Genomic DNA, 12,985 nt, shown 5'->3' on the forward strand with positions numbered 1-12,985 from the left:
GATCAGCTGAACACTTTCAGGCTGGCTGCNTTTTTTACGGGCAGATCAAACGCGAGGGGTGTGCCGATGTCCTGCACCGGCAAGGCAGCATCGACCTCGGCCTTGATCGGNCCCAGCGGCGTATCCAGCAGATACTCACGCGTGTTGCCGGCNAAAGACGTGCCGCGCACGGTTCCCTCGAAAGGTCCTGAACCGAGGGTCACCATGCGCGGCCTCCAGGCAAGTCCCGCCGTACTCGGAACCTGACCGGAAAGGGCGATGCGGCCATTGTCTGTTTTCAATTCTGAACCTTCCAGACGGAAGATGTTCTCAAAGCCGACGAAGTCAGCCACGAAGGATGATGCGGGTGCGTTGTAGATTTCTTCCGGCGTGCCGATCTGCTCGATCGCGCCGTTTTTCATCACCACGATACGGTCTGCCAGAGCCAAGGCCTCGACCTGATCATGGGTGACGAAGATCATGGTGACACCGGTGGCTTTCTGCACCCGCTGAAGCTCGGTGCGCATTTCCAGCCGCAGCCTTGCATCGAGGTTGGATAGCGGTTCGTCCAGCAGCAGAACCTTGGGGTCCATAACCATGGAACGGGCCAGCGCCACGCGCTGCTGCTGGCCACCGGACAATTCCGCCGGTTTGCGAGAGGCGAAAGTGGAGAGACCAACGGATTTCAGACCGGATGCGACNTTTCCATCCAGCAGAGAACCTTTCATCCCCTTCAGCTTTAAACCGAAGGCGACATTTTCGTAGACGGTCAGATGTGGAAACAGCGCGTAAGACTGGAACACCAGCCCAACCGCCCGCTTGTTGGCGGAAATGCGGGTGATATCAACACCGTCAAGATCGATCCGGCCACCAGCCGCAGGCATCAGCCCGGCAATGGCGCGCATCGTCGTGGTCTTGCCGCAACCGGAGGGGCCGAGCAGTGCCAGTAGCTCGCCCTTGCGGATGTCGAGATTGAGGTCTTTGACGGCAACGGAACTGCCATAGGCCAGCGACAGGTTCTGGAGCGAAAGATAGTTTGCATCAGACATAACGGGAGAACCCCAGAAAACGTTCGGCCATGAAAACTATGCCGATGGAGAGAAAGGCGAGCAGCGAAGACAGGGCTGCAACGGATGGGTCGAAGACGATTTCCATATAGCCCAGCATATCGATGGGCAGGGTGCGCACGCCGGGACCGGAGAGGAACAGCGACACCGGCACCTGATTGAAGCTTGTCACGAAGCCCAGAATGAAGGCCGAAAGAATGCCGCCCCTGATATTCGGCAGCACCACGCGGAAGAAAGCGCCGATGCGGGACGAACCAAGCAGGACGGCTGCTTCCTCAATATCAGAGCGCAGATTGGTAAGGCTGGCCGACACCACGCGCACCGCATAGGGCAGGATCAGCGCCGTATGTGCCNAAAACAGCGCAAGCGTAATGCCGATGCCGAACGGCACTACGAAGTAGCGCAGAAGCGCCAGACCAACGATGATGCCGGGAACGATGATGGGAGCCGAGACGATGGTGCGGATGGTTTCCGAAAAGGGCAGCTTGTAGCGCGACATGGCATAGGCAGCGGGAATGCCGAGGATCAGCGCTGCGAACGTGCCGCCGATGGCAAGGAACATCGACATGGCGAAGCTTTCGCGNAAACTTTCGACCGTGAAGACCTTGGCGATCCATTTCAGCGAAAAGCCCTGCGGCGGAAAGGCCAGCGTATCGCCTGCCGAGAAGGAGGCCGCGACAATGATGAGGAACGGGCCGATCAGAAAGCCGATGACCAGCGCGAGCGTCAGCGGAATGAAGAGGTGCCGGGTCATGTCTTGTTCCTTGCCGTGGCGATGCGCTTGAGCAGGATGTTGGCCGCAAAGCTCATGACGATCAGAATGAAGGCGATGACGCTCGCCGCGACGAAATTGTTGGAGACCGTAACCTGCTGATAGAGCAGCGTTTCCAGCATCAGAACCTTGGAGCCGCCGAGAATGGCGGGGGTGATATAGGCCGTCAGCGAACCGGTGAAGACCAGCGTGCCGCCGACGACAAGGCCTTCCTTGGTCAGCGGCAGAATGACCTTCCAGAACACCTGCAACCAGTTGGCACCTAAAACGCGGGAGGCGGCGATGACGTCTTTCGGCATGNTTTCCANGGCGCTGATGAGGGAGATGATCATCAAAGGCAGGAACAGTTGCAGCAGGCCGATGAAGACGGCGGTTTCGGNAAACAGAATGCGGATCGGCGCATCGGTGAGACCCACCAGCTTCAGCAACTCGTTGACCATGCCGGTGCGACCGAGAATGACGATCCACGCATAGGTGCGGGCCACGGGCGAGATCATCAACGGCAGAATGACGAGGTTGATCATATGGCCCTTGGAGTTGGCTGGTAGGTTGACGATGGCGAAGGCCGCTGCGTATCCGATGATGGCGGAGACGACGGTGACGAGCGCGCCGAGCTTCAGCGTGCGCCGGAACACGGCCCGGTTCAGCGGATCGAAAAAGAAATCCACATAGGCCTGAAAGGCCCAGCCATCGGCAGTGCGAAACCCTTCCGACAGAAGGATGAACACAGGCACAAGAAACACCGCCGCCGCAAAGATCGCGGCGGGCAAGGCAAGCGCCAAGGCTTCAGCCCGGTTTTGAAACATGGAGTATTCTCCGGTGTTGAAATATCTCCGCCTTTGCTTGGCGGAGGATTTGTTATTGAGCGTCGGTGGGTGCCAGCCCCCCTCTGCCCTGCCGGGCATCTCCCCCACAGGTNGGGAGATTGGCTGGGCGCGCCGTCACAGTCCAACCGCGACTTCACTGGAAGAGGAAGGGTTGCCCCGGGTCAATCTCCCCCTGAGGGGAGATGTCCGGCAGGACAGANGGGGGTGACGTACGTCAGCACCTAGGCCCCGCCCCGGCAACCTTCCTTACTGCCCAACCTTCGCATTCCACTCCGACAACCATTTGTCGCGGTTATCGAGCGTCACCGCAGATGGGATCAGCTGGAGGCTCTTCGCCGTCTCATCGCCGTAAGTGATGTTGTTGGCCACCTCTTCAGAAACTTTGACTTCTTTGTTGGTCGGGCTATCGACCAGCTTTTCGGCCAGCGCCTTCTGCACATCGGTGGAGAGCCAGAAGTCCATGAACTGTAGCGCCAGATCTTCATTCTTGCCGTTCTTCGGGACGATGAGAACGTTCATGCCGCCCGTCTGGCCTTCCTTGGGCGTTGCCCATGCCAATGGCAGGTCTAGCTTGGTAAACGGTGCCCAGGAGAAGCGGCCGATNGGCGCCGCCCAGATTTCTTCCTGTTGCATCAGTTGCACCAGCTGCGAGGACTTGACGTAGAAGGTGACGATCTCGTCCTTCTTTTCGCCGAGAGCCTCGATGGCACCGGAGAGATCAGGCGTATCCTTGCCGATGGCCTTACCCAGCATATAGAGCGCGGGCGGACCCTGGTTTGTGGTGACATTCGGGAAGGCGACGTGGTCGACCACGCCGTCCTTCAACAGGTCGGCCCAGCTATCGATCTTCATCTTGTCGGTACGGTAGACGATCGAGGTGGCGTAGAAGTTGACGCCGACGCTCATGCCATCGCCATTCGGGTCCTTGGCAATGTCGTAGAGCTTGTCGACATTCGGCACCTTGGAGGTGTCTATCTTCTGCACCAGGTCCTTACGGGCGGCGGAAAGCGCATCTGCCATGGATACGATGGCGAGATCGATGACCGGGCTTGCCTTGTTGGCTTCCATCTTGGCCAGACGCTCGACGCTGTTGCCTGTTTCAACCACCAGCTTGCAGCCGCATTTGGCTTCGAACGGCGTGTAGACCAGTTCCTTGAATTCGTCCTGCGCGAAGGCATAGACGGAAATCGTGAGCGTCTTGTCCTGCGCCTGCGCGGCACACATGGACAGCATCAGCGCGGTGCCGGATGCCAGAATGATCTTCTTCATGATGCGAGTTCTCCTGCTGTCGAGGTTTTGTTGACTGCCTGCTTCTTATGGTTGGGGCCGCAAGAGCTTCTGACGATGAGCTCCATTGCGACTTTTGAGATATCGGCGACGACGCCTCCCGAAACGGGGCGGTCTTCGGCATCGATGCTGCGCACCAGAGCGGTGACAGCCAGATCGGCAATCCGCACCATATCCATGCGAATGGTCGTCAGCGCCGGGGTCACGACAGGCGCCCAGATCAGGTCATCGAAGCCGGTGACGCTCGCCTGTTCCGGCACGGTGATGCCATCGCGCTGCAATTCGGTAAGAGCGCGTAAAGCATGGAGATCGGAGACGGCGGCAAATGCCGTAAAGCCCTGCGCCACTTTCTGAGCAACGCCCAACGGGCACCCTGCGCCGTCATGCNTTTCCAGAGAGGCGATCCACAATGTCTCGGCTTCAGCCAAGCCGGAGAGACCGGAGCGGATGCCGCCCACGCGGTCGTTCTGCACATTGGAATCCGGGTTGTTGCCGATAATGACCACCTTACGATGGCCGAGTTCCGCCAGGTGACGACCGATCTGAACGCCGCCGCCCCAGTGATCGGCCGACACCGTGTTGCCGTGTGTGGAGGGAGAATCGATGACCGCCACCGGGCAATCGACATTGCCGATGCGCGTGCCGCGACGCGGCACGATGACCATACCTTCGACGCCGCGCTCGATGAGGCGGTTGATGGCATCTGTCTGCTTGGCAACATCGCCATGTGAGTCGGCAATCAGGACGCCGTAACCGGCATTATCAGCCGCCTTTTCGATAGCCTGCGCGATTTGCGGGAACAATGGATTGGCGATATCCGGCAGGACAAGACCCAAAACGCCGCTCTTACCCGTGCGCAACGCGCGACCAGCGATGCTCGGCACATAGCCCAACGCATCTGCCTTAAGGCGGATTTTCTCGGAAAGCTCTGCAGAAACGCGGCCTTTGCTGGAAAGCGCATTGGACACCGTCGCTGTCGACACACCCAATGCCGCAGCGATCGCCGTCAGATTTGCGCCTGCACGACCAGTGGTCATGGCTTGCCCGCCCGTGTGATTAAACGTTTAATCAGTGTAGTTCGAAACCGCTTTTTTGTCGAGTCGCTGACGGGTAGATTTCTACGGGAAAACTCTAAGCTGTGATAAGAAAGGCGAAATTATTATCAGGCCTTCATACGAAACGCCTCGACTTCAGCCAGAAGCCACTGTTTGAACAGCACGACGGGCGCATGATTGATGCGCGAAAGCGGTGCGACGGCGTAGTAGGAGCTNGGGCTTTTCACCTGATGATCGAAGGCTGGCACGAGTTGCCCAGCCTTCAGCTCGATATCGATCAGAAACAGCGGCATAAGCGCCACGCCCAGGCCGGCGATACAGCCCTGCGCCACGCTGGAGAATTGTTCGAACCGCATGGCGGGTGCATTCTGTGCGCCCAGCCCAAGGCTTTGGAACCAATGATCCCATGCGCCCGGTCTGGATGCCATATGCAGCAGTGGCAGGGTCGAGATATCCTGCGCCTTGGCGATGGGGTGCTGCGCCAGAAAGGACGGGCTGCACACGGGCGCAACCATCTCGTCCATCAGGAACGTGCTTTCAGCCGCCGCCCAATCCGGCTGGCCGATATGGATGGCCATATCGAGGCCTTCCTTTTCGAAATCGAACTGGCCGATGCGGGTGGCGAAATTGAGCGTGATTTCTGGATGCGCCGCCACGAATTTGGGAATGCGCGGCAAAAGCCAGCGTGTGCCGAAGGTAGGCAGCATGGCAAGGTTCAGCGTGTTGCCATGCGTTTTGGTCATAATCTGCAAGGATGCGGAGCGAATATCGCCCAGCGCCGTGCCGATGGCTTTGGCATAGGTCTGGCCTTCTGCCGTCAGAGAAACGCCCCGCGCCCCGCGATCGAACAGCCGAACGCCAAGTTGTTCTTCAAGCGACAGAACCTGCCTGCTGATGGCCCCTTGCGTCAGCGAAAGCTCGTCTGCGGCCAGCGAAAAACTGCCGAGCCGCGCCACGGAATCAAAGGCGGCGAGAGCGCTGGTGGAGGGCAGAAGTTTGCGGCTGAGCGAGGTCATGGCGCATTCCTATCGGTAATAGCNAAATGAGTAAACATGGCTTGCCGCGATGGTATCAAAGGCCAATAATCTGTTCAGAAATTTTGGAGATTTACCGTGAGCGAACGCACAGCATTCAATTGGCAGGACCCGTTTCTTCTCGAGGAGCAGCTGACCGAAGACGAGCGGATGATCCGCGATACGGCAGCGGCCTTTGCCCAATCGGAGCTTCTGCCGCGCATCAACGAAGCCTATCTGTCCGAAACATCCGAGCCTGAGCTTTTCCGTCTGATGGGCCAGACCGGCCTTCTGGGCGTGACGCTTCCTGNAAAATACGGTGCTGCCGAAGCCAGCTATGTCGCCTACGGCCTTGTTGCCCGCGAAGTCGAGCGCATCGACAGCGGCTATCGCTCCATGATGAGCGTGCAGTCCTCGCTCGTCATCTACCCGATCTTTGCCTATGGCTCGGAAGAGCAGAAGGACAAGTATCTGCCGGGTCTCGTCTCCGGCGAGCTGATCGGCTGTTTCGGCCTGACCGAGCCGGATGCCGGTTCCGACCCGAATGGCATGAAGACACGCGCCGAGAAGATTGATGGTGGCTACCGCCTGCGCGGTTCCAAGATGTGGATTTCCAACTCGCCGATTGCCGACGTCTTCGTCGTCTGGGCAAAATCCGAAGCGCATGACAACCAAATCCGTGGCTTCGTGCTGGNAAAAGGCATGAAGGGCCTGTCCGCACCGAAAATCGGCGGCAAGCTGTCGCTGCGTGCTTCCATCACCGGCGAAATCGTCATGGATGGCGTCGAAGTGGGCGAAGATGCGCTGCTGCCGAATGTCTCCGGTCTCAAAGGCCCGTTCGGCTGCCTCAACCGCGCCCGCTACGGCATTTCCTGGGGTGTGCTGGGTGCCGCCGAAGACTGCTGGTTCCGCGCCCATCAATATGGCATGGACCGCAAGCAGTTCGGCAAGCCGCTGGCCGGCATGCAGCTTTACCAGAAAAAGCTGGCCGATATGCAGACGGAAATCACGCTCGGTCTTCAGGCGTCGCTTCGCGTCGGTCGGCTGTTCGATGAGCACCGCATGGCCCCGGAAATGATCTCCATCGTCAAGCGCAACAATTGCGGAAAGGCGCTGGATATCGCCCGCCAGGCCCGCGACATGCACGGCGGCAACGGCATTCAGATCGAATATCACGTCATGCGCCATGCCCAGAACCTGGAAACGGTCAACACATACGAAGGAACGCACGATGTTCACGCCCTGATTTTGGGCCGCGCCCAGACTGGCATTCAGGCGTTTTTCTGAGATTTAATGTTAAAATACGAAACCGGCGACACCCCTCGCCGGNTTTTTGCTGCATTGCGAAGATAAAATCATACTTTTCCCGCGCTAGACGGTTGAAACCGTCGCCGCGAGAATTAATATAGAGATGTCATCATCGTCTCTGGCAAATCCATTTGCCATATCCGGTCTCGTTGCCCTCGATTGTCCCGCCATGGAAGACATGTCATGCAGCGCCGGTAAATTCCGAGACCGCAAGTCAACGCCAAAGCATCGGCACCGTGCCGGTGGGTCAAGCCACGAAGGTATTTCAAATGCATAGCTATCCCGATATCAAGCTTCTCATCAACGGTGAATGGCGCGATGCCTTGTCCGGCAAGACCATTGCCGTTTCCGATCCTGCCACCGACGAAATCCTCGGCAACATTGCGCACGCCGAAAAGGCCGATCTCGATCTGGCGCTGGATGCTGCCGACAAGGGCTTCAAGGTATGGCGCGAAACATCCGCCTATGAGCGTTCCAAGATTATGCGCAAGGCAGCCGACCTGTTGCGCGAGCGCAAGGACACGATTGCCTGGCTGATGACCCGCGAACAGGGCAAGCCGCTGGCGCAGTCCGCCATGGAAGTCATGGGCGCTGCCGACACCATCGACTGGTTTGCCGAAGAAGCCCGCCGCACCTACGGCCAGGTCATCCCTGCCCGCGCAACCGGCGTTTCGCAGCTGGCCATCAAGGTTCCAGTCGGCCCAGTTGCCGCGTTCACGCCTTGGAACTTCCCGATTAACCAGATCGTGCGCAAGCTTTCCGCAGCGCTGGCCGCCGGTTGCTCCATCATCGTCAAGGCGCCTGAAGAAACACCGGCATCGCCTGCCGAACTCATCCGCGCATTCGTGGATGCGGGCGTTCCCGCTGGCGTCGTCAATCTCGTTTACGGCGTGCCTTCGGNAATTTCCGAATACCTCATTCCGCATCCAGTCATCCGCAAGATTTCCTTCACCGGCTCCACGCCTATCGGCAAGCATCTCGCATCCCTTGCTGGCAAGCACATGAAGCGCGCCACGATGGAACTGGGCGGTCATGCACCCGTCATGATTTTCGATGATGCCAACATCGATAAGGCCATCGAAATCATGGCCATGTCGAAGTTCCGCAATGCCGGTCAGGTCTGCGTCGCACCGACACGCTTCCTCGTACAGGAAGGCGTTGCCAGCCAGTTCCTCGACGGTTTCGTCAAAGCCGCCGAGGCCGTCAAGGTCGGCAATGGTCTGGAAGATGGCATCACCATGGGGCCGCTCGCCAACGAGCGTCGCATCCCGGCCATGGAAGCCCTCATTCAGGATGCCGTCACACACGGCGCAGAACTGAAGACCGGCGGCAAGCGCATCGGCAACAAGGGTAACTTCTTCGAACCGACCGTGCTGGCCAATGTGCCGACATCTGCCAAGATCATGAACGACGAGCCGTTTGGCCCGGTTGCCATCGTCAACACGTTCAAGTCCTTCGATGACGCGATCTCCGAAGCAAACCGCCTGCCCTTTGGCCTGGCGTCGTTCGCCTTCACCGGCTCGGTCAAAACGGCCCACGAACTTGGTCGTCAGGTCGAAGCTGGCATGCTGACGATCAACCACAACGGCCTTGCTTTGCCGGAAGTGCCGTTTGGCGGCATCAAGGACAGCGGTTACGGCACAGAGGGCGGCTCGGAAGCCGTCGGTGCGTATTTGGAAACACGTTTTGTCAGCCAGATGAACTGACATCTAGCTGATTTGAGTTGAAACTTTAAAGCCCGGCGNTTTTGCGACGCCGGGCTTTTTTGTTGCGNAAAGCAGCACTCTTTGCTAAACGAACAAAGAGTGAACAATGAGGCGACCACATGGCAGAGATAAACGACACGGCAGCGCCTGCATTGAAGGAAATCTTCAACCGCGCCCGTCTGCAATCCATCGCCGCTGAAACAAAAGCTGTCTATCCACCTTTCGATGAGCAAGCGTTTCTGGCGCTGGCCGAAACCAACCTCGAAGCACTCGGCATCATGCAGCGCATGCGACAGGTCGCGACCAGCCTTCATGCAACCTTGCCCGGTGACTACCTCCGAAACCTCGAAATTCTCACGGCATTGGCGCCGCGCATCAACCACGGTTTCGCCTCGATTTCGCTTTCGGAATATGTGGCGCTTTACGGGCTCGAACACTTCGACGTCTCCATGAATGCCCTGAAGTTTTTCACCCGCTTCGGATCATCGGAATTCGCGATCCGTCATTTTATCCTCTCCGATATGTCCCGTGCGCTGGCGACGATGGAGGAATGGTCGCGAGATGAAAATGAACATGTGCGCAGGCTGGCTAGCGAAGGTTGCCGCCCGCGTTTGCCTTGGTCGTTCCAGATCAAGGCCCTGATCGATGATCCCTCACCCGTCGCGACAATTCTTGNAAATCTGAGAAGCGACGACGCGCTTTATGTGCGCAAATCCGTCGCCAACCATCTGAACGACATCACGAAAGATCATCCGCGATGGGTTCTCGACCGCATCTCGACATGGCCAAAGGAGAACAAGCACACCGCATGGATCATCCGGCAGGCATTGCGGACGCTGGTGAAGAAAGGTGATGCCTCGGCGCTCGCGCATCTGGGCGCGCATGAGAAGGCCAACGTTTCTGTAGAGGTATTCCAAGTGACACCGGATGCCCTGCCACTGGGCGGTAACGTACGGATTTCGGCATCCCTTCGGTCTAAATCCGAAAAGCCGCNAAAGCTGGTGATCGACTACGCCGTTCACTATGTGAAGAAGGGCGGCGGCACATCGGGCAAGATTTTCAAATGGAAAGAGTTGAGCCTTCAACCGGGAGAACTCTGCACGCTCTCCATCAGCCGCGCCATCCGCGATTTCACCACGCGTAAGCATTATCCCGGCCTGCACCTGATACAGTTGATGGTGAATGGCAAAGCGCTGGCCGACACGGCGTTTGAGCTGTCCATTTAACCCGCCGGGAAAATCTTCGCTCTGCGAATGACGATGTGGCCCCGATCACCCGCCTCAACCGCCGTTTCAGGCGGAACGTCGAATTCTAAGAGATCACCTTCCGTGGTCGAAGCAATAACGCGGCGGTCGCCTGCCCGGTCCAGTACGCGGGTAACTTCTGCGGGAATGCCATCATGCAGGTCTTCCCATTCAAGATCGTTGGGACGGGCGTAGATATCGACGGGGCCATCGGCCTTGCTGTAGGCGAAGGGCACTTCGGCTGAGCCGACGAAAACCTTGCCTGCACGGGCGGTGCCTGAGATGCGGTTGGCATCGCCCAGGAAGCGCATGACGAAGGATGAGTTGGGCTGGCGGCAAACCTCTTTCGGGGTGCCCTGCTGGACGACTTCACCCTGATTGAGGATGACGACGCGGTCGGCGAGATCGAGCGCTTCTTCCTGATCATGGGTCACGAAAATGGTGGTGATGCCGAGTTCGTTGTGGATTTCGCGCAGCCAGCGGCGCAGATCGCGGCGCACATTGGCGTCCAGCGCACCAAAGGGCTCGTCCAGCAGGAGAACCTTCGGATCGACGGAAAGCGCACGGGCGAGCGCCACGCGCTGTCTCTGTCCGCCGGAAATCTGAGCGGGAAATCTTTCACCCAGCCCATCCAGCTTCACCAGCCGCAGCAGGTCTTCCACCCGCGCATCGATGGCTGCCTTGTCGCGCTTGACCTTGGAAACCTTCATGCCGAAAGCGATGTTTTCGTGGAGCGTCATATGCGGGAACAACGCATAATGCTGGAACACGAAGCCGACGCCACGGTCGCGCACCGGGATATTCGTGGCGTCCTCGTCCCCAAAATAAATCTGGCCGCCATCGGTGTATTCCAGACCCGCCACCATGCGTAGGATCGTGGTCTTGCCCGAGCCGGAAGGCCCGAGAAGCGCCAGCAGTTCACCGCTTTCGATATCCAGCGAGACATCGCGCACCGCACGGAAATTATCGAAGGTCTTCACCACGTTTTCGAGGCGGATTTTCATGCGCGTGTCTCCGATGCGGCGGTTTTCTTCGCGCCACGCCCTGCCCCGCGCTTTTCAAGCGCGACCTTGGCGAAGATCGTGACGACGGCGAGGGCCGCGAGAATGGATGCCGAGGCGAAGGCGCCAGCGGCCTGATAGTCATGATAGAGCAGTTCGATATGCAAAGGCAGGGTGTTGGTCTGGCCACGAATATTGCCCGAAACCACCGACACAGCCCCGAATTCACCCATGACGCGCGCATTGCACAGCACGACGCCGTAGAGCAGCGCCCATTTGATATTGGGCAGCGTAACCGACCAGAATGTGCGCCAACCGGACGCGCCAAGCGAGGTGGCCGCCTCTTCCAGATCACGCCCCTGCGCCTGCATCAACGGGATCAGCTCACGTGCCACGAAGGGAGCGGTGACGAACATGGAGGCGATGACGATGCCCGGCAGGGCGAACAGCAACTTGATATCGTAGGCTGCAAACAATGGGCCGAGCAGGCCTTGCAAACCGTACACGAAGAGGTAGGCCACGCCCGCAACGATGGGAGAAACGGAAAACGGAATTTCGATGAGGACCAGCAAAAAGCGACGGCCTCTGAAATCGAATTTCGTAATGGCCCATGCAGCGGCAACGCCGAAAACGGTGTTGACTGGCACCGCGATCAAAGCCGTGATCATCGTCAGCATGATCGCGTGGCGCGTATCCGGATGATTAATGGTTGCCGTGTAAGTCTTCCATCCCTGGGNAAAGGCTTCGACGCCGATGATAAGCAGGGGCGCGACGACGAGCAACGCTCCTGTTATCAGAACGAAGGCGATCAGTGATCGGCGCACCCAAGGCGCGTCACCCACGCGCGGCGGCTTGCGAAGGGAAGAATGAGCGCTCATCGGCTAGCTCCTTACCGTGTAACGCAAGGCGCGCGTTTGGAGATAATTGGTGACGGCCAACATGACGAAAGCGGTAATCAGCAGAACCGAGGCAATGGCNGCCGCGGCCTGATAGTCATATTCCTCCAGCCGGATGAAGACGAGGAGCGAGGTGATCTCAGTCGAAAACGGTTGGTTACCGGCGATGAAGATGATCGCGCCGAACTCGCCAAGGCTGCGGGCAAAGGAGAGCGACAGCCCCGCCAGAATGGCAGGCGTCAGCAGCGGTAGAATGACCTTTCGGNAAATCTCGAAATCCGAACCACCCAGAGACTGAGCCGCCTCTTCCAAGGCCGGGTCCAAATCCTCCAACACCGGCTGCACGGTGCGCACGATGAAGGGCAGGCTGGTAAAGGCCATGGCGATGATGATGCCGAGCGGCGTGTAGGCAACCTTGATGCCGACATGGGCAAGAGCAGACCCGAACCAGCCATTGCCAGCAAAAAGCGCCGTAAGCGCAATGCCCGCCACCGCCGTTGGAAGTGCAAAGGGGAGATCAACGATAGCGTCGACCAGACGCCAGCCGGGNAAACGGTAGCGCGTCAGAACCCAAGCCAGTGCCAGGCCGAACACCGTGGTGAAGAGCGTGGCCGCAAGCGCGCAGAGAACCGTCACGCGGTAGCTGGCAACGGCACGCGGGGAGGAGATGATCGCCCAATATTCCGCAGGACCGAGACTTGCAGCTTTGAAAACGAGGGCAGCCAGCGGCAGCACAACGATGATGCCGACATAAAGCAGGGTGACGCCAAGAGACAATCGCAGCCCCGGCAAAACATTGCGTCTCAAACCCGTCCCCTATCATGGAAGAT

General features: G+C 58.7%; 12 protein-coding genes. 3 read left to right on the forward strand and 9 right to left on the reverse strand.

Going from position 1 to position 12,985, the window contains the following annotated elements; translation table 11 throughout:
* Positions 1 to 2 precede the first annotated feature (2 nt).
* The 6 genes from CUC55_RS22350 to CUC55_RS22375 form a co-directional block, all read right to left on the reverse strand.
* Positions 3 to 1,028: an ABC transporter ATP-binding protein gene (locus tag CUC55_RS22350; protein ID WP_103089165.1), complete on the reverse strand. Its 1,026-nt coding sequence runs from the start codon at positions 1,026 to 1,028 to the stop codon at positions 3 to 5.
* Positions 1,021 to 1,800 (reverse strand): ABC transporter permease, encoded by a 780-nt coding sequence (locus tag CUC55_RS22355; RefSeq protein ID WP_103089166.1) that lies wholly within the window; start codon positions 1,798 to 1,800, stop codon positions 1,021 to 1,023. The genes CUC55_RS22350 and CUC55_RS22355 overlap by 8 nt, the downstream gene beginning before the upstream one ends.
* On the reverse strand, positions 1,797 to 2,624 hold the full coding sequence (locus CUC55_RS22360; protein WP_103089167.1) for an ABC transporter permease: 828 nt from the start codon (positions 2,622 to 2,624) through the stop codon (positions 1,797 to 1,799). The genes CUC55_RS22355 and CUC55_RS22360 overlap by 4 nt, the downstream gene beginning before the upstream one ends.
* A 267-nt stretch (positions 2,625 to 2,891) precedes the next feature.
* Positions 2,892 to 3,914, reverse strand: a complete 1,023-nt coding sequence (locus CUC55_RS22365) for an ABC transporter substrate-binding protein (RefSeq protein ID WP_067651217.1) — start codon at positions 3,912 to 3,914, stop codon at positions 2,892 to 2,894.
* Positions 3,911 to 4,969 (reverse strand): LacI family DNA-binding transcriptional regulator, encoded by a 1,059-nt coding sequence (locus CUC55_RS22370; RefSeq protein ID WP_103089168.1) that lies wholly within the window; start codon positions 4,967 to 4,969, stop codon positions 3,911 to 3,913. Before CUC55_RS22370 ends, CUC55_RS22365 begins: the two co-directional genes overlap by 4 nt.
* 125 nt (positions 4,970 to 5,094) lie before the next feature.
* Positions 5,095 to 6,003, reverse strand: coding sequence for a LysR family transcriptional regulator (locus CUC55_RS22375; RefSeq protein WP_067651223.1), 909 nt, complete (start codon positions 6,001 to 6,003; stop codon positions 5,095 to 5,097).
* Positions 6,004 to 6,099: 96 nt separating this feature from the next.
* Here CUC55_RS22375 and CUC55_RS22380 point away from each other — a divergent pair, with 96 nt between their 5' ends.
* The 3 genes from CUC55_RS22380 (at position 6,100) to CUC55_RS22390 (ending at position 10,240) form a co-directional block, all read left to right on the forward strand.
* Positions 6,100 to 7,287 (forward strand): acyl-CoA dehydrogenase, encoded by a 1,188-nt coding sequence (locus tag CUC55_RS22380; RefSeq protein WP_103089169.1) that lies wholly within the window; start codon positions 6,100 to 6,102, stop codon positions 7,285 to 7,287.
* A 290-nt stretch (positions 7,288 to 7,577) separates the two neighbouring features.
* The gene (locus CUC55_RS22385; protein WP_103089248.1) at positions 7,578 to 9,014 is read left to right on the forward strand and encodes an NAD-dependent succinate-semialdehyde dehydrogenase; all 1,437 of its coding nucleotides are present in this window, start codon (positions 7,578 to 7,580) and stop codon (positions 9,012 to 9,014) included.
* 128 nt (positions 9,015 to 9,142) lie between these two features.
* Positions 9,143 to 10,240: a DNA alkylation repair protein gene (locus CUC55_RS22390; protein WP_103089249.1), complete on the forward strand. Its 1,098-nt coding sequence runs from the start codon at positions 9,143 to 9,145 to the stop codon at positions 10,238 to 10,240.
* On the opposite strand, the gene CUC55_RS22395 is transcribed toward CUC55_RS22390, so the two are convergent.
* From CUC55_RS22395 to cysT, 3 genes are all read right to left on the reverse strand, one after another.
* Entirely contained in the window at positions 10,237 to 11,262 is a 1,026-nt protein-coding gene (locus tag CUC55_RS22395; RefSeq protein WP_067651229.1) for a sulfate/molybdate ABC transporter ATP-binding protein, read from the reverse strand. The genes CUC55_RS22390 and CUC55_RS22395 overlap by 4 nt on opposite strands.
* Positions 11,259 to 12,137, reverse strand: coding sequence for a sulfate ABC transporter permease subunit CysW (gene cysW, locus CUC55_RS22400; protein ID WP_103089170.1), 879 nt, complete (start codon positions 12,135 to 12,137; stop codon positions 11,259 to 11,261). Before cysW ends, CUC55_RS22395 begins: the two co-directional genes overlap by 4 nt.
* Positions 12,138 to 12,140: 3 nt before the next feature.
* The gene (gene cysT / locus CUC55_RS22405; protein WP_103089171.1) at positions 12,141 to 12,962 is read right to left on the reverse strand and encodes a sulfate ABC transporter permease subunit CysT; all 822 of its coding nucleotides are present in this window, start codon (positions 12,960 to 12,962) and stop codon (positions 12,141 to 12,143) included.
* Between the last annotated feature and the right edge of the window lie 23 nt (positions 12,963 to 12,985).

Origin of the sequence: Agrobacterium bohemicum (assembly GCF_002896715.1) — a bacterium.
GTDB lineage: Bacteria > Pseudomonadota > Alphaproteobacteria > Rhizobiales > Rhizobiaceae > Agrobacterium > Agrobacterium bohemicum.

What these genes read in the sequence shown, in the direction of transcription:
- CUC55_RS22395 (WP_067651229.1), bottom strand. Translation starts at nt 11,262, where the DNA reads ATGAAAATCCGCCTCGAAAACGTGGTGAAGACCTTCGATAATTTCCGT.